16 protein-coding genes and 2 pseudogenes are annotated in these 16069 nt (G+C 61.6%); 7 read left to right on the top strand and 11 right to left on the bottom strand.

All coding sequences use genetic code 11. The annotated features are described in order from the left end of the window. Positions 1-26: 26 nt before the first annotated feature. From O3W47_RS14170 to O3W47_RS14150, 5 genes are all read right to left on the bottom strand, one after another. A complete protein-coding gene (locus O3W47_RS14170) occupies positions 27-965 on the bottom strand; it encodes a siderophore ABC transporter substrate-binding protein (RefSeq protein ID WP_269313991.1) in 939 nt (312 codons plus the stop codon). Between the two features lie 295 nt (positions 966-1260). Beyond that, positions 1261-1518, bottom strand: coding sequence for a hypothetical protein (locus O3W47_RS14165; protein WP_003522606.1), 258 nt, complete (start codon positions 1516-1518; stop codon positions 1261-1263). Positions 1519-1645: 127 nt separating this feature from the next. Beyond that, entirely contained in the window at positions 1646-3163 is a 1518-nt protein-coding gene (locus tag O3W47_RS14160; RefSeq protein WP_020809148.1) for a tripartite tricarboxylate transporter permease, read from the bottom strand. A 107-nt stretch (positions 3164-3270) separates the two neighbouring features. Further along, positions 3271-3765 (bottom strand): tripartite tricarboxylate transporter TctB family protein, encoded by a 495-nt coding sequence (locus O3W47_RS14155; protein ID WP_137003957.1) that lies wholly within the window; start codon positions 3763-3765, stop codon positions 3271-3273. Next, a complete protein-coding gene (locus tag O3W47_RS14150; RefSeq protein WP_078051664.1) occupies positions 3762-4706 on the bottom strand; it encodes a Bug family tripartite tricarboxylate transporter substrate binding protein in 945 nt (314 codons plus the stop codon). Before O3W47_RS14150 ends, O3W47_RS14155 begins: the two co-directional genes overlap by 4 nt. Positions 4707-5072: 366 nt before the next feature. Here O3W47_RS14150 and O3W47_RS14145 point away from each other — a divergent pair, with 366 nt between their 5' ends. Then, positions 5073-5903, top strand: a complete 831-nt coding sequence (locus O3W47_RS14145; RefSeq protein ID WP_269313990.1) for a hypothetical protein — start codon at positions 5073-5075, stop codon at positions 5901-5903. A gap of 15 nt (positions 5904-5918) precedes the next feature. Here the strand turns inward: O3W47_RS14145 and O3W47_RS14140 are convergent, their stop codons facing one another. Then, positions 5919-7016, bottom strand: a complete 1098-nt coding sequence (locus tag O3W47_RS14140; protein ID WP_400156337.1) for an ABC transporter substrate-binding protein — start codon at positions 7014-7016, stop codon at positions 5919-5921. Between the two features lie 52 nt (positions 7017-7068). Here O3W47_RS14140 and O3W47_RS14135 point away from each other — a divergent pair, with 52 nt between their 5' ends. Continuing rightward, positions 7069-7749, top strand: coding sequence for a response regulator (locus O3W47_RS14135; RefSeq protein ID WP_127757669.1), 681 nt, complete (start codon positions 7069-7071; stop codon positions 7747-7749). Next, positions 7746-9187 (top strand): annotated as a pseudogene (locus O3W47_RS14130) (sensor histidine kinase). Before O3W47_RS14135 ends, O3W47_RS14130 begins: the two are co-directional and overlap by 4 nt. Here O3W47_RS14130 and purU read toward each other — a convergent pair. The 4 genes from purU to O3W47_RS14110 all read right to left on the bottom strand — a co-directional run bounded on the left by purU (position 9163) and on the right by O3W47_RS14110 (position 12088). Then, positions 9163-10047 (bottom strand): formyltetrahydrofolate deformylase, encoded by an 885-nt coding sequence (gene purU, locus O3W47_RS14125; RefSeq protein WP_035259300.1) that lies wholly within the window; start codon positions 10045-10047, stop codon positions 9163-9165. The pseudogene O3W47_RS14130 and the gene purU sit on opposite strands and share 25 nt — an antisense overlap. 206 nt (positions 10048-10253) lie before the next feature. Then, the gene (locus O3W47_RS14120; protein ID WP_080815906.1) at positions 10254-11030 is read right to left on the bottom strand and encodes a YbaY family lipoprotein; all 777 of its coding nucleotides are present in this window, start codon (positions 11028-11030) and stop codon (positions 10254-10256) included. 176 nt (positions 11031-11206) lie between these two features. Next, entirely contained in the window at positions 11207-11731 is a 525-nt protein-coding gene (gene hutX, locus O3W47_RS14115; RefSeq protein ID WP_020809737.1) for a heme utilization cystosolic carrier protein HutX, read from the bottom strand. Positions 11732-11740: 9 nt separating this feature from the next. Then, positions 11741-12088: an antibiotic biosynthesis monooxygenase family protein gene (locus tag O3W47_RS14110; protein WP_003522597.1), complete on the bottom strand. Its 348-nt coding sequence runs from the start codon at positions 12086-12088 to the stop codon at positions 11741-11743. A 187-nt stretch (positions 12089-12275) separates the two neighbouring features. On the opposite strand from O3W47_RS14110, the gene O3W47_RS14105 reads away from it, so the two are divergent. The 3 genes from O3W47_RS14105 to O3W47_RS14095 are packed head-to-tail and all read left to right on the top strand — an operon-like array spanning position 12276 to position 15033. Beyond that, on the top strand, positions 12276-13169 hold the full coding sequence (locus O3W47_RS14105; protein ID WP_269313989.1) for a heme/hemin ABC transporter substrate-binding protein: 894 nt from the start codon (positions 12276-12278) through the stop codon (positions 13167-13169). Beyond that, a complete protein-coding gene (locus O3W47_RS14100; RefSeq protein WP_269313988.1) occupies positions 13166-14254 on the top strand; it encodes a FecCD family ABC transporter permease in 1089 nt (362 codons plus the stop codon). The genes O3W47_RS14105 and O3W47_RS14100 overlap by 4 nt, the downstream gene beginning before the upstream one ends. Continuing rightward, complete coding sequence (locus tag O3W47_RS14095; protein ID WP_080815912.1) at positions 14251-15033, top strand: heme ABC transporter ATP-binding protein; 783 nt, start codon at positions 14251-14253, stop codon at positions 15031-15033. The genes O3W47_RS14100 and O3W47_RS14095 overlap by 4 nt, the downstream gene beginning before the upstream one ends. Before the next feature lie 16 nt (positions 15034-15049). On the opposite strand, the gene O3W47_RS14090 is transcribed toward O3W47_RS14095, so the two are convergent. Next, a complete protein-coding gene (locus tag O3W47_RS14090) occupies positions 15050-15406 on the bottom strand; it encodes a YbaN family protein (protein WP_174022809.1) in 357 nt (118 codons plus the stop codon). Between the two features lie 257 nt (positions 15407-15663). Here O3W47_RS14090 and O3W47_RS14085 point away from each other — a divergent pair. After that, a pseudogene (locus O3W47_RS14085) lies at positions 15664-16058 on the top strand (VOC family protein). Positions 16059-16069: the final 11 nt, after the last annotated feature.

The following is a 16069-nucleotide window of genomic DNA, read 5'->3' as shown; positions in this document are numbered from 1 at the left end:
CTTCAGAAGCGGATGCCTAGAGGCTTTTACGATTTCTTCTCGGAGACGGCCTTGTAGACCTGATCGAGCAGGGTGGAGAGCGCCGTATAGCCGCTGCTGACGATATAGGCCGCCTGCGGGTCGAGATAGACGATCTGCTTTTTCTTCCAGGCATTGGTCTGGTGCACCAGCTCGTTGTCCAGCACCTGGGCTGCCGCCTTGCCGGGATCGGTGGCGCGGCCGATGCCGGCGTCGCGGTCGATCACGAACAGCCATTCGGGGTTGACCTCGGCCAGATATTCGAAGGAGACGACATCGCCGCGGTCGAAGCGGTCGTCGATGTCGGCTGCGACCGGCTTGAAGCCGATTTCGGTGTGCAGCCAGCCGGTGCGCGAGCTTGGGCCATAAACGCCGACCTTGCCGGCATTGGTGACGAGGATCATCGCCGTGCCGGAGTTGGGTGCGATTTCCTTCAGCTTGGCCACTTTTTCATCAATGGCGGCATCGAGCTTCCTGGCTTCTTCCTGCTTGCCGAAGATATCGCCGAGCTTGGTGATATTGGCTTTGACGCTGCCGATGAATTCCTTGGAATCCACCGACATGTCGATGGCGGGCGTGATCTTCGCAACGTCCGGATATTTCGCCCGCGAACGGCCGCCGACGATGACGAGATCGGCCTCGGCCGCATTGATAGCCTCATAATCGGGCTCAAACAGCGTGCCGACCTTCAGATATTTGCCGTCGGCATATTTCTGCAGATAGGTGGGCAGGTTGGAGCCGACGACACCGGCGGGCTCGACGCCGAGCGCATCGAGATTGTCGAGCGAGGGAATATCGAGAACCAGAACCTTCTTCGGCGCCGCCTTCAGCACGGTCTCGCCCTGCGCATGCTTGATCGTCATTTCTTCGGCACTTGCCGTCATTGCGCCAAGGCTGAAGGCCGCTGCCGCCAGCAGCCGAAGGGGGAAGGTGAAGTTGATGGCCACTTATATGTCCCTTGCACTATGTTCCGGGCCGGTGGAAACGATCCCACCGGGTTAACTTGATGTTGGCGATCAGCTTTATTGGCAAGGTCGGCGGAAATCAAAATTATGTTTTAGAACGGTTCTGAATTGCCGTGAGCGGGAAAGGGGGAGCCGCGCATAGCAAGACTCGTTGTGATCGCCGGACCCAGGACGCAGCCTAGCCACGACATCCGTCATGCCGGATCAAGTCCGGCATGACGGCAAGATTGGTCAGTCGTAGTAGAAGCGGGAACCACATCAAGGCCCATATCTTCCATCAATCCGGCGGCCAGTCGCCGACGATTTCGCGTCTCTCCAGTTTCAGCGACCGGTCCGGTTGCACGCGGTAGGTCTCGATCGCCAGCCGCCCGTCGCCCATCACGAATTCATTGCTGAGCGTGCTGCCGATGGGGGATTTGGTGAGTTTGGTGCGAGGCTGTCCGCCATAGGTGATGCTGCCGGGAATGGGCTCGACATCGGGGGCGGTGGTGCAGCCGGCAAGCGCCAGAACCATCATGATCGCAATCGTGCGCATGTCTTTCTCCTGCGGTTGGCGCAATTCTATCATGGGCGTGCGTGCATCACACATCCCGTTGGCGTGAATAAAAAAGGCCCCGCATCCGGAGATACGGGGCCAGTTGCCTTGGGAGGTTCTTTGTTTCTCAGTCCTCGTTGGCGGCAAGCTGCGTCAGCACTTCGCCACGGCCGCGGATACGCATGATGAGCGGGATGATGAAGGCGGCGGCTGCCACGATGAAGAGGCCAACGGCAATCGGCGAGGTGAACAGCACCGTCGGATCGCCCTGACCGATGGCGAGCGCGCGGCGCAGCTGCTGCTCGGCGAGCGGGCCGAGGATGAGGCCGACGACCGCAGGCGCAATCGGATAACCGAAGATGCGCATGATATAGCCGAGGATACCGAAGGCGAGCAGCATGCCGAGTTCGAAGACCGACGGGTTGGCGCCGATGGTGCCGAGCGTCGCAAACAGCAGGATGCCGGCATAAAGCCAGGGCTTCGGAATGGTCAGCAGTTTCACCCACAGGCCGACGAGCGGCAGGTTGAGCACCAGCAGCATCAGGTTGGCGATGAACAGGCTGGCAATCAGGCCCCAGACGAGCTGCGGATTGGTGGCGAACAGCAGCGGGCCGGGCTGAAGGCCATATTGCTGGAAGCCGGCGAGCATGATGGCGGCGGTCGCCGTCGTCGGCAGGCCGAGTGTGAGCAGCGGAACCAGCGTGCCGGCGGCGGACGCATTGTTGGCGGCTTCCGGACCGGCCACGCCTTCGATGGCGCCGTGGCCGAATTCTTCCGGATATTTGGTCAGCTTCTTTTCGGTGGCGTAGGACAGGAAGGTGCCGATTTCAGCACCACCCGCCGGCATGGCGCCGATGGGGAAGCCGATCAGCGTGCCGCGCAGCCAGGCTTTCCAGGAGCGTGCCCAGTCCTGCGCGCTCATCCAGACGGAGCCCTTGACGGCTTCGACCTTGTCGGGGCCGGTGCTGCCCTGAGCGACGATGAACAGCGTTTCGCCGATGGCGAACATGGCGACCGCAAGCGTGGTCACTTCCACACCGTCGAGCAGGTCGGGAATGCCGAAGCTCATGCGGGTCTGGCCGGTCAGCTGGTCGATGCCGACGATGGCAAGCGCAAAGCCGATGAATAGCGAGGTGAGGCCGCGCAGTGCCGAATCCCCGAAAGCGGAGGAGACGGTGACGAAGGCGAGCACCATCAGCGCGAAATATTCACGCGGGCCGAAAACCAGCGCCAGCTTGACGATATAGGGCGCGATGAAGGCGAGCGCGATGGTGGCGATGAGGCCTGCGACGAAGGAGCCGATGGCGGCGGTGGCCAGCGCCGGGCCGCCTCTGCCCTTGCGGGCCATCTTGTTGCCTTCGAGCGCGGTCACGATCGAGGCGCTTTCGCCCGGCGTGTTGAGCAGGATCGAGGTGGTCGAGCCGCCATACATGCCGCCATAATAGATGCCGGCGAACATGATGAGCGAACCGGCGGGATCGAGCCTGTAGGTGACGGGCAGAAGCAGCGCCACGGTCAGCGCCGGCCCGATGCCGGGCAGAACGCCGACGGCGGTGCCGAGCGTGACGCCGATCAGCGCATAGAGCAGGTTCATGGGTTGGGCGGCAACCTCAAGACCGTGCAGCAGGAATTCAAAGGTACTCATGGACAGATGTCCCCCAAGTGGACCCGATGGGCGGGCGGAACGGCTGGCATATGCGTCATTGCGCGCCTGCGGTTTCCTGTGATCTCAAATTTTGGTCGGAATGGCTGTTAGAACAACAGCCGTTCCAGAGGCCCGGCGGGCAGCGAAAGCTGCAGCAGCCGCGCGAAGATGAACCAGATGAAGAAGCTCAGGGCGATGCCGATGGGGATCGAATACCAGAGCTTGCGTTTGCCGAAGGCACGCGCCGTAAAGGCGAAAAGCAGGCCGGTGGCAATGGAAAAACCCGCGACGTTGAGCAACAGCATCTGCGCGGCAAGGCCGGCGACGACCCAGATAACCGGGGCGATTTCCTGTTTGTCGCGGTCGGGAAAATCCCCGCGCCAGGCCTCAACGGCCGTCCACAGCGCCAGGCCGACAAGACAGAAGCCGATGGCGTAAGGCACGGTTGCCGGGCCGACCGGCGAATAACCGGTGACGCTGGCGAGACGAGCGCTGTCCCAGAAGATCACGCAGGCGATGATGACGAGGAAGATGGCGATCGCCAGCGCCGCCCAGTCAGGGCGGCGCTTTTGATGCTGCGAAGGGTTGGAACCCTGGCTCATTTTACCAGTCCGATGTCTTTGAGGATGGCGGCGGTGGCGTCGGTATCCTTGGCGAGCTGCGCCTTGAATTCGTCACCGGCGAGATAGGTGTCCATCCAGCTCTTGGTCTTCAGGGTTTCCTGCCACTTGGCGGACTTCACCAGCTTTTCGATGTCGGCATTGACGGCCTTTTCCTGTTCCGGCGTCAGGCCGGGAGGAGCGGCGACCATGCGCCAGTTCTGGACGACGACATCAAGGCCGCTTTCTTTCAGCGTCGGCGCATCGACGCCTTCCAGCTTCTCTTCGCTGGAAACCGCGAGCAGGCGCAGCGTGCCGGCCTTTACCTGGCTTTCGAATTCGCCGTAGCTCGAAATACCGGCGGTTACCTGCGAACCGAGGATCGAGGCAAGCGCTTCGCCGCCGCCGGAGTAAGCGATGTAGTTGATCTTGGTCGGATCGACGCCGGCCGCCTTGGCGATCAGGCCAACGGCGATATGGTCGGTGCCGCCGGCGGAGCCGCCGCCCCAGGAAACGCTGCCCGGATCCTTCTTGAGCTGGTCGATGAGGTCGCCAATGGTCTTCAGCGGCGAAGATGCGGGAACGACGATGGCTTCATATTCGCCGGTCAGACGGGCGATCGGCGTTACTTCCTTGAGCGTGACGGGCGCGTTGTTGGTGAGGATCGCGCCGACCATGACGTAACCGCCGACGATGAGGGCGTTCGGGTTGCCCTTCTGCTGGCTGGCGAACTGCGCAAGACCGATGGTGCCGCCGGCGCCCGGTACGTTCTGCACCTGAACGCTCTTGGAAATGCCTTCTTCCTGCAGCACGGTCTGCAGGGAACGCGCGGTCTGGTCCCAGCCGCCGCCGGGATTGGCCGGGGCGATGATGGTGTAATCCGCTGCAACCGCCGGAAGCGCGATCACGCCTGCCAGGAATGTGCCGATAAGAAAATGCTTCACTTGGAAAACCCTCCTCAGGATGCCCTTTTTGGGCGTCGTTTTTCGTTTATGCGGAAGGGGGCTTCAGGGCGCATCTGTGCCGACGCTGAGAACTCAGCGTGGGGCCTTGGCAATCCTCAAGATTTCCTCCCGCATCTTCTTCCGCCTCCACGGAATGAAGAAGGATTGCAGAGCATCACAAAAAGCTGTCATCTAACTGACGCTACGCAAGTCCTTGCGCATTTACTCTCTATTAATTTGTATCGAACGTCTACTGTGGCGTGTGTGGTGATTTACCGCGTAGGGCCGCTCTCTTTCCTGTGCTTGTTACGGGGAGAGGCGGATCGGGTTTGCTGGTCAGCGTCATAAACTTATGGAGTGGGACAAATGGAGACTGTAGTTATTGGAACAATCAATTGTCCGGATTGCCGTGGGATCGTTCGTTTTGAACGCCCGGCTCCGAAAACTCCTGGCTCGCAATATGTCAACGAGATTGAGGCAACTGCAACGCTACATGAGAAATGCGGAAATTGTGGAAGCATAACAGACATTGAAATTACTGGCAGCATCGGTGGTTTTCAAATGCGAATACTCCCGAATGGTACGCTTCAACCGGTTCCACACGATGTGAAGTACCTCAGCGGCTTCAATCCCGCTAATCGCGGCTTGGAATCATACTACCATGCGCTGGAAAGTCTTGAGGAGGTGATAAAGTCGCTTTCCCATGTCTCTATTCCTATATTGCATCGAATGTTCTTGATGCAGGCATTCTCAAATTTTGAAGCTTTTTTGTATGACAGCCTAGACGATTTTGTGACCCGCTACCCTCCTGCGAGACTGGCGCTGGTCGAGAATATAGATGCACTAAAAGAAAAGAAATTTTCGCTTTCTCAAATAGAGAAGTCTCCGCATCTCGTTTTGGAAACTTTGCAGGAATACTTTAAATCCCTGTCTTTTCATAATTTTGGCCGTGTTAAATCACTTTTCTTTCACGCTATGGGGATAGACATCTTGCCAACTGATCGAAGCGATAAAGATTTCCTTTTTCAAATGTTGGGTGCCCGTCACGACTGTGTGCACCGAAATGGGTTAACTCAAGAAGGGCAGCCAATTGAGGATCCGCTGCCTCACATATCTAGGCTCTTGCAGGTTTTTTCCGATATTGCACAACGTGTGCAGAGGAGGATCGTCGAACTCAACCCAACTGCGATGGGCTGAAGACTATCGGGGAACCTACTGCGAGCGCAACGCCTCATTCCAGCGCTCGATCAGGCGGCTGCGTTTCACCTGATCCAGATAGACCATCAGGCCGGGGCTGACGGGCACGGGGCGCAATTGCGCGCCGTGGATTGCCTGCATGGTGTTGGCGGTGTTTTCGCCCGCCACTTCCGGGCTGACGGCGGGTATCTGCAACTGCCGGGCCATAATCGTCTGGCCCTCCTTCGACATGAAGAATTCCAGATAACGGCGGCCGAGCGCCGGGTTGGCGGCGGCTTCCGGCACTAGTCCGATACGCGACATGACGACGGTATAGTCTTTCGGCAGCACGATGCCGACATCGGGGTGGCGCGAGGCCCAGTCGGCCGCATAGGAGCCGAGAATATTGTAACCGAGCACGAAACGTCCGTCGGAAACGCGCTCCAGAATGGCCGAGGAGGTGGAGTAGACCTTCACGCCCGCCGCGCCCATCGCCTTGATGACGTTCCATATATCGCCGAACTGCTCCTGATCGCGCGACATGAACAGGAAGCCGACGCCGGAGCGTTCGATGTCGTAAGTTGCGATGCGGCCATGCACTTGCCTGGCGTGGCGTTCGAGATAATCGACGAATTCGGCGCGGCTGGCTGGCGGTTCTTCGGTGGTGAAGCTCGGCTTGTGATAAACGAAAACCGCCGGCTCGAAGGTCAACGCGTAAGCGGTGTTGCGCCAGTTGGCCCAGGCGGGCCAGCGGGCGCTCATGGCGAGATCCGAGCGCTGGGCATAACCGTCATTGCTCAGCTTCACCTGCAGATCCATGGCAGAGGAAAAGGCGAAATCGGCGGTTTTTTTGCCGGCGTCGGTTTCCTTCACGATACGGTCGTAGATTTCGCCGGTCAGCATATCCTCATAATGGACGGCGATATCGGGGTTGGCCTTCTGGAAACCCTCGATCATCGGCGTCGCCAGCGGTTCATCCAGCGAGGAATAGACCACCAGTGTTTCGGCATCCGCCTTGCCGGAGGGGGCCGGAAAGATGGCGACTTGCGCAAGCGCCGGCGAGGCCATGCAAAGACAGAGACAGAGAAGAAGGCAGATACGCATGGAAAAGATCATGCAGCAGGCGCGGGCCATTCACAAGCGGTAAGGGTCTGGTTAAACTCGGCAATGCTGTGGGAGGGACGATTTGCGTATTTTGCTGGTCGAGGACAATCAGGTGCTGTCGGAGGGATTGTCGGCGCTGCTGCGCGGCACCGGTTATGCGGTGGATGTGGTGTCCGATGGCGCTTCCGCCGATGCGGCGATTGCGGCGGAAAGTTTCGATCTGGTCATTCTCGATCTCAACCTGCCGGAAATGGACGGCATCGAGGTGTTGCGCTCCATGCGATCGCGCCAGGACAAGGCGGCGGTGCTCATCCTGACGGCGCGCGGCACGCCGGAGGAAAAGGTCAAGGGGCTCGATCTCGGCGCCGACGACTACATGATCAAGCCTTTCGACATCACCGAATTCGAGGCGAGGGTGAGGGTGCTGCTGCGCCGCAATGCCGGGCTGCGCTCCTCGGCGCTGAGTTTCGGCAAGGTGCTGTTCGATCTCAATTCCCGCACCTTTTCGGCGGATGGGCGTCCGCTCGATATTCCGGCGCGCGAGGTGGCGCTGCTGGAAGTGCTGTTCATGCGTGCCGGCAAGGTCGTTGCCAAGGAAGCCATCGTGCAGTCGCTGACCGGCTTCGACGACGATATTTCCGCCAATGCCATCGAGCAATATGTCAGCCGCCTGCGCAAGCGGCTCGCGCCCCACGGGCTGACGGTGAAGACTGCGCGCGGCATCGGTTATTATCTCGAAAAGCTGCCGGAGATGGCTGAATGAGACAGGCCGCCTATTCGCTCAGGCGGCGACTTTTAGGCTGGCTTCTCATCTCCACCGCCATTATCGGCTGCGTTGCGCTGACCGACACATGGCGCGAGGCGGTCAATACCGCCAATGTCGTTTCGGACCGGGTACTATCAGGTTCCGCGCTCGCCATTGCCGAGCGGGTGGTGGTGGCCGAGGACGGCTCGCTGGAAGTCGACATTCCCTATGTGGCGCTGGAAATGCTGACATCGGCCGCACAGGACCGGGTGTTTTACCGTGTCGACGGGCCGAACGGGCAATTCCTCACCGGTTACCAGAACCTGCCGACGGTGGAGAACCCGAAGGGCGACACTCCCGCCTATCGCGATGCCGTGTTCCGCGATGAACCGATCCGCATCGCCGCCATCCGCCGTTTCGCTTCCACCGGCATCAATTCCGTGCCCTTTTCCGTAACGGTCGCCGAAACCACCATTGCCCGCAGCCAGCTGGCGCAGGCGATCATCCTGCGCTCTGCGCTGCGCCTGCTGTTGATGATCGTGGGGGCGGCGATCATCGTCTGGATCGCGGTGACGATTTCGCTCAGACCGCTTTACCGGCTCAGCGAAGCCATTGCCGAGCGCAGCCCGAACGATCTGCACCCCATCCGCCAATCCGTGCCGGTGGAGGTGGAGAACCTGGTGGAGACGGTCAATTCCTTCATGGTACGGCTGCAATCGGCGCTCGACGCGCTCCGGCATTTCACCGGCAATGCCAGCCACCAGCTGCGCACGCCGCTCGCCATCATCAGCACCCAGCTTGCGCTTTCCGCCCGCGCCGCGAGCCTTGAGGAAGCGCAGGCGGCGGCGCTGAAGGGTGGGGCGTCCGTGGCCCATGCCGAACATATCCTCGCCCAGCTGCTGCGCATGGCCAATATCGATGCCGCCGGCTCCAGCGAAAAACATGATTTTTCCGCGATCGATCTTGTGGCCGTTGCGCAGAATGTGACGGCCGATTTCGTGCCGCGGGCGGCGGAGGCGGGCATCGATCTCGGTTTCGAAGGCGAGGGCGAGGTTGCCATTGCCGCCGAGCCGCTCCTGATCGGCGAACTGATAGGCAATCTCGTTTCCAATGCCATCAATTATGCCGGTCGCGGCGCGGAAGTCACCGTCCGTGTCGGCAGGCAGGCGGGCGATGTCTGGCTGGAAGTGGAGGATAACGGCCCCGGCATTCCCCGGAAAAACGTGCCATGGTGCGCCAGCGCTTTGCCCGCGGCGAAGCCAACGCCGCCCCCGGCGCCGGCCTCGGCCTTGCCATCATCGAAGAGATAGCCGGGCTGTTCGGCGGGCGGCTGACGCTGGAGGATGGCGTGGAAGGGCGTGGGCTGAGGGCGCGGGTGGTGTTTGGTGGGCGGGGGACGCTTAAGGATAATGTCGCCCAGACTGCCGGTGCTTACCCCATCCGCTCGGAAGCATAACTTCCCGGGCTTGGCGGGAAGACGACGGTGCGGTTGCCGTTGATGAAGGTGCGGTGGTGGATATGGGCGTGGATGGCGCGGGCCAGCACCTGGCTTTCCACATCGCGGCCAAGCGAGACATAATCGTCGGCGCTCTGGGCGTGGGTGATGCGCACCGTGTCCTGCTCGATGATCGGGCCTTCGTCGAGGTCGGCGGTGACGTAATGGGCCGTTGCGCCAATCAGCTTCACACCGCGCTCATAGGCCTGCTTGTAAGGGTTGGCGCCCTTGAAGGAGGGCAGGAAGGAATGGTGGATATTGATGATTTTGCCAGACATCTTCCGGCACATGTCGTCGGACAGAACCTGCATGTAGCGCGCCAGTACCACGAGCTCCGTGCCGCTGGTCTCGATCAGGTCCATCAGCTGGGCTTCGGCTTTGGGTTTATTCTCCTTCGTCACCCTGATGTGGTGGAAGGGAATGTCGTGGTTGACGACGACCTTCTGGTAATCGAAATGGTTGGAGACGACACCGACGATGTCGATCGGCAATGCGCCGATCTTCCAGCGATAGAGCAGGTCGTTGAGGCAATGGCCGAAACGGGAGACCATCAAAAGCGTCTTCATGCGCTGGCCGTCCGGATAGATATCCGCCTCCATGCCGAATTTTTCCGCCACCGGCTTGAAGCCGTCGGTGATGGCCTCAAGGGTGGCGCCTTCTTCGGAGATGAAGGAGACGCGCATGAAGAACTTGCCGGTCTCGAGGTCGTCGAACTGCGAACTGTCGACGATGTTGCAGCCTTTTTCCGCCAGATAACCGGAAATCGCGGCCACAATGCCACGGGTCGATTTGCAGGCTACGGTCAGAACATAGGATGTCATTCGTTTTCCCTCAAAGACGTCGCGCCAGCATCAGCCGGCGCAGTTCGGCGCGTTCCATAGCGCAGCTTGGCAGCGGAGCAAAGCGCCAAGGCGATGTAGCCAAAGTCATAGGGCGGGAAACGGGCACGCGCCGTGCCGGAAGCGACATGGAATGTTCCATGGCCAGCACAGCGGCGTCGGCTGTTTCAGCAGTGCCGTTGCCGGCCTCAGGCGCGGCGCAGGCGCATCGCCGTGCGGCCGCGGCCGTCGAGCAGTTCCAGCGTGCCGCGGCGCGGCTCAAGCCTGAAGGAGCGGGCGCCTTCCAGCGCTTCGATGAACTGCCGTTCCTGGCGCATGATGTCAGGCGCGCAGGCCATCTGGGTGGAAATCATCCGGCCGAAATCGACGCGGTTGCGGTTGATCTTCACCTCGCCGCCGATGCCGTTGCAGCCGGCATTGCCCGAAACGCGGCCCTCGCGGGTAATTTCCAGCGTCGCCTGTCGGCGGCCGCGAACCCGCTCGCCACGGATGTCCTGCACCAGCCAGCGCCCGTCGATGCCGGCTTCCGGCTCCGGCCGGCCCGGACCCGCGCCGACGCGCTCAAGCACGAGGTCGGTATCGTCGCGACCGCCGGTCAGCACCGAATAACGGCGGGTGGTGGTGAAAAGCAGCCGGTCGCGGTCGCGTATTTCGGCGCTCAGCGCATAGGAGCGGCGGCCACGGATGTCGCGGTCATCATAACGCAGCACGAAGGGCACGGGCACCTGGCCACGCGGGCGGATGGTGGTTTCGGCAATCGTCTGCGACGGCGCATCCGCCAGCGAAACGTCGATCAGGCGCACGGTGACGGTCGCGCCCGGCGGCAGGGCGATGCGCTCGCGATAGGAAACGCTGCCGCGCAGGCTTGCCGGTGCGGCAGCCGCGCCGCCCGCTGCAAAAAGCGGCGCAAGCGCAACAAGCCCGGCGAAACTGCGGCGCGAAAGAAGAGGTTGGCGGTCGGTCATGGTGCTTGCTCCGTGCTGGTGCCGATCAAATTTCAGCGGATGATAAAAAACGGCACTGAACGGGCGATGAACCGGTGGTTGTTTTCTCACGCGTGAGCCGGTGAGGTCCCGGGCGAATGATGACGCATGCGATTATGAAAGCAGTGGGGAGGCAGCTGGCAGCCTCCCCACGGGTCTCAGCCGCGGAAACCGTCCCGCAGCGCTTCGAACTTCGCCAGCTGCCCGGCCAGCAGTTCCTTGTTCTCGTCGCGGCGGACGAAAATCTTGAACATGGCGCTGCCGGCGGCGTTCATGAACCAGACGGAACAGGAGCGCCGGCCGTGGAAGCCGCGATCGACGAAGGTGATGCCGGCGCAATTGTCCTTCTTGATGTGACCGCCGATGGGGCTGTCGCCGTGGATGTTGAACCAGCCGTGGCTTTCGCTGCCTTCCGGCAGGTGGCCCGGCACTTCGAACACGATATCGCCGGTCTGCACGATCATCAGGACTTCGCCCCAGCCGCGCATCTCGTTCCAGATGGCGTCGAAGCGGTCGGCGGCAGCGGAAACGGCGGCACCTTCGGGCAGGATCGCCAGAATTTCGGCCGGCGTCACCTCGGCCTTGGCGGCGATGGCCTCCACGATGCCATCGGGCTTTTCGGCGAGCGCAGCGGCGGCGCGGGCCTGCCTGTCGTCGTCGGTCTTTTGGGCTGCAATGCTCATCGGGCGACCTCAGGCGGCAATCGAACGGCGTTCGCCATTCTTGTCTTCATGGATGATGACGTCGAAGCCTTCGAAATGCGGGCCGGAGAGATATTCCACCTTGCCGCGGTTTTCGCCGGCCTTGGCGTGGGCGGCGCGGAACTGTTCGGATTTCGTCCAGGCGAGGAAATCGTCCTTGGTGGCCCAGACGGTGTGCGAGGCATAAAGCGTGTGGTCATCTGCCTTCGGGCCTTTCAGCATGTGAAATTCGATGTAGCCCGGCAATTCGCTCAGATGCGATTTGCGCTCGCGCCAGATGGATTCGAAGGTTTCCTCATAACCCGGCACGACGCGAAAGCGGTTCATTGCGATAAACATGAAATTCTCCCTTTAAGTTTCCAGTTTGAGTCAGGATATCCAGCCGCAGGGAGGTTGGAAAGGGGTTCACGACAAAGCGAACAAATTTACTCCACTTATCGATTGCGCCGCCCATAAACATGTGTAAAGAACTCAAGATTAATTGGCGCGGGCAAAGCCGCGCCGGGTCGTGTTTCAGGATAGCGCCATGTTGAATTCCCGCCTTCGTTCCTTCGTTTTCGCCGCCCTCGTGCCTGCCGCAATCGCCTTTGCCGCACCTGCCGCCATGGCTTCGGACAAGGGTAATCCGGAAGCGAAACGCATTGTCGCGGTGGGCGGCACGGTCACCGAAATCCTTTATGCGCTGGGCGCAGGAGACCGCGTCGTTGCGCGTGACAGCACCAGCAGCTATCCGGCCGATGCATTTGCCAAGCCGGATATCGGTTACATGCGGGCGCTCTCGTCCGAAGGCATCCTGTCACAGAAGCCCGATCTCATCCTCTCAGAAGACGGGTCCGGCCCGGCCGATGTTATCGCCATCCTGAAGGCAAGCGCCGTGCCTTTCGTCACCGTCGATACGCCGCCGAGCGGCGATGCCATCCCCAAAAAGATCGAGGATGTCGGCGCGGCGGTGGGTCTTTCGGACAAGGCGAAGGCGCTGGCTGCCGAGACCAAGGCCGGGCTCGATGCGCTCGCCAAGGATGTTTCGGCCGTCCCGGAAAAGGGCAGAAAGCGGGTTCTCTTCGTGCTTTCCACCGCCGGCGGCCGCATCATGGCGGCGGGCAAGGATACAGAAGCCGCCGCGATCATCGAAATGGCGGGTGGCATCAATGCAGCTCAGGAGATCACGGGTTACAAGCCGCTGACGGATGAGGCGGTCATTGCCGCAGCACCCGACGTGGTGCTGACCATGGCGCGCGGCGACCATGCCGCAAAGGCGGAAGAGACTTTCGCGCTTCCCGCCTTCCAGTCCACGCCGGCCGCCGCCAGCAAGGCGCTCATCAGCATGGATGGGCTTTATCTCATCGGTTTTGGCCCGCGCACGCCCGCTGCGGGCCGCGAGCTGGCAGTCAAGCTCTATCCTGAGGTGGTGAAGCCGTGAGCCTTGCCGCCTTGGGTTCCGCTGAAGGCAGGGTTGCGGGCGACAGATCCCGCCAGGGGGTCGTCACCCTCGCCGTGCTCGTCGGCATCCTGCTTTTTGCCTGTGGTGTGTCGCTGGTCAGCGGACCCACGGGCGTCGGCATGTCCGAACTCTGGGCCTATTTCACCGGCGGCGCGGATCAGCTCGATGCGCGCGACAGGGTCATTCTCGAGGCGGTTCGCCTGCCGCGCACGGCGCTTGGCATGTTGATCGGCGCGGGGCTTGCCGTTTCGGGGGCGATGATGCAGGGCCTGTTCCGCAATCCGCTGGCCGATCCCGGCATTGTCGGCGTCACCTCGGGTGCGGCGCTGTTCGCGGTCGCGGCCATTTCTCTCGGGGAAGGCGCGCTTGCCACCGTCGCCGTGTTTTTCGGCCCGCATTTTCTGCCGCTGATGGCGTTTTTCGGCGGGTTGCTGAACACCTGGGTGCTTTACCTGATCGCGACGAAGGACGGCGCCACCTCCACCACCACGCTCATTCTGGCCGGCATCGCGGTGGCGGCGATCAGCGGTGCTTTGACGGGGCTGATGATTTTCATGGCCGATGACCGGGCGCTGCGCGACATTACCTTCTGGTCGCTCGGGTCACTCGGCGGGGCCACGCCCGCCAAGGTGCTCGCCACCTTGCCCTTCATCGTCATCGTGCTTGCCATCATTCCTTTCGTTGCGCGCGGGCTGGATGCGCTCATTCTCGGCGATGCCGCCGCCTTTCACATGGGCATTCCGGTGCAGCGGCTGAAGCGGATCGTCATTCTGGCCGTTGCCGCCGCCTGCGGGGCAAGCGTGGCGGCGGCCGGCTCCATCGGTTTTGTCGGCATCGTCGTGCCGCATCTTCTGCGGCTCGCCATCGGCCCGTCGCACCGCTTCCTGTTGCCGGCCTCCGCACTTGGCGGGGCAGCACTTCTGCTTCTGGCCGATAGTTTCGCCCGCACCGTCGCGTCACCGGCGGAACTGCCCATCGGCGTCGTCACGGCGCTCATCGGTGCGCCGGTCTTCCTGTTCCTGCTATTGGGACGCGGCGGCTTTTCCATGCGGAACATGTCATGATCCGGGCCGAAAACCTCACCCTCATCCGCTCCGGCCGCCGGCTTCTCGATGCGGTCAGCGTCGATCTGAAACCCGGCAAGGTCAATGTCATCATTGGCCCCAACGGTGCGGGCAAATCCACGTTGATGAAGGTTCTCTCGGGCGAAATGCGCGCCGAGGGCGGTTCGGTGACCTATAACGACATTGACCTGCCGGCCTTCACGCCGGTCCAGCTCGCCCGTCTCAGGGCCGTGCTGCCGCAGAGCACCCAGCTTGCTTTCCCCTTCACCGCGCTCGAAATCGTGCGGATGGGGGCTGTCGCACAGGGCTCCCGCGCGCCGGAAGAGCAGGCCCGCCGCGCGCTCGCCAGGGCCGGGCTGCGCGGTTTCGAGCAGCGGTCCTACAACATGCTCTCCGGCGGCGAACAGCAGCGGGTGCAGTTTGCCCGGGCGCTGGCGCAGGTGCCGAACCCGATGGAAAATGGCGAGGCGCGGGCGCTCTTCCTCGACGAGCCCACCGCAAGTCTCGATATCGGCCACCAGATCGCCGTGCTGGAAACGGCGCGCGACTTTGCAAGCGGCGGCGGGCTGGTGCTCGCCATCCTGCACGACCTCAACCTTGCGGCCGAATTTGCCGATCAACTTATCGTCATGCATGGCGGCCGGGTGACGGCGAGCGGCCCCTCGCTGGAAACGATCAGCGACGAGACGATTGCAAGGGTCTATGGCATCGGCGGTGTCGTCGGCCGGCTGCCGGCGCGGCATATCCCTTACGTGTTGCCGCAGTCGCGCCACCGTTAAGGACCTGTCCTTCGCTTCAGCTGTCCGGACGGGTGGCGATAAAGAGCGCCGAGCCGAGCATGACGGCGGCGACGATGGCCGCGCGCAGCGGCGGCGGCTCGCTCAGAAACCAGAAAGCGGCGTAACTGACGGACATGGCAGAAAGCGCTGCGACCTTGGCGTTGCGGGCGATTGCGCCGCGTTCGCGCCATCGCCGCAGCGAAGGGCCGAATCTGGGGTGGGCCAGCAGCCATGCCTCGAGTTTTGGCGAGGAGCGGGAAAAACACCAGAGCGCCAGAAGCAGGAACGGCGTGGTGGGCAAAACGGGAAGAAACGCGCCGACAATGCCGGTCGCGACCATAAGCCAGCCAAGACAGAGGTATAAAAGGCGCATGCCTAGCCGGTATCATGAGTTCACCACTCAGGATAGAGCGGCAGAGCCAAAACCCTGCGGTCTCGTTGCCGCAGGTCCCAACCGCACCGGAAAAACTAAGGGGTTTTTGCCATCACATTTGCCGTGATCGGGCCGTTACGTCCTGTCGCAGAGTGCCTTTAGGGTTGAAAGCGAAGCACGCAGTCTTTATCCCCTTGGGCCGCGATGCCCGGAGCATAACCGGGCCGTCAAAGCTTAAGAAGAAGAAGGAAAACACCATGGCCAAGCTGATCCACTCGATGGTCCGGGTGCTGGACGAAAAGCGTTCGGTGGAATTTTACAGGCAGGCTTTCGGGCTTGAGGTTGCGGAACGCGCCGAGTTCGAAAACTTCACGCTGATCTATCTCAGCAATGCCGAGGGCGATTTCGAGCTGGAACTGACCGTCAACCGGGGTCGCGAAGTGCCCTATGCGCTGGGCGACGGCTATGGTCACCTTGCGGTCAGCGTGGCCGATGTGGATGGCGAGCACCAGCGCTTCACCGAGATCGGCCTTTCCCCGGAAAAATCATCGAAGCCGATTATAAGGGCCAGCCTTTCGCGAAATACTTTTTCATCTGCGATCCGGACGGTTACAAGATCGAAGTGCTGCAACGCGGCAACCGGTTCAAATAAGCTCTGATGGA

The organism is Agrobacterium sp. LMR679, from assembly GCF_027157905.1.
Classification (GTDB): Bacteria; Pseudomonadota; Alphaproteobacteria; order Rhizobiales; family Rhizobiaceae; genus Agrobacterium; species Agrobacterium leguminum.
The sequence above is the reverse complement of the archived record's forward strand: the minus strand, read 5'-3'. Positions and strand labels throughout refer to the sequence as shown.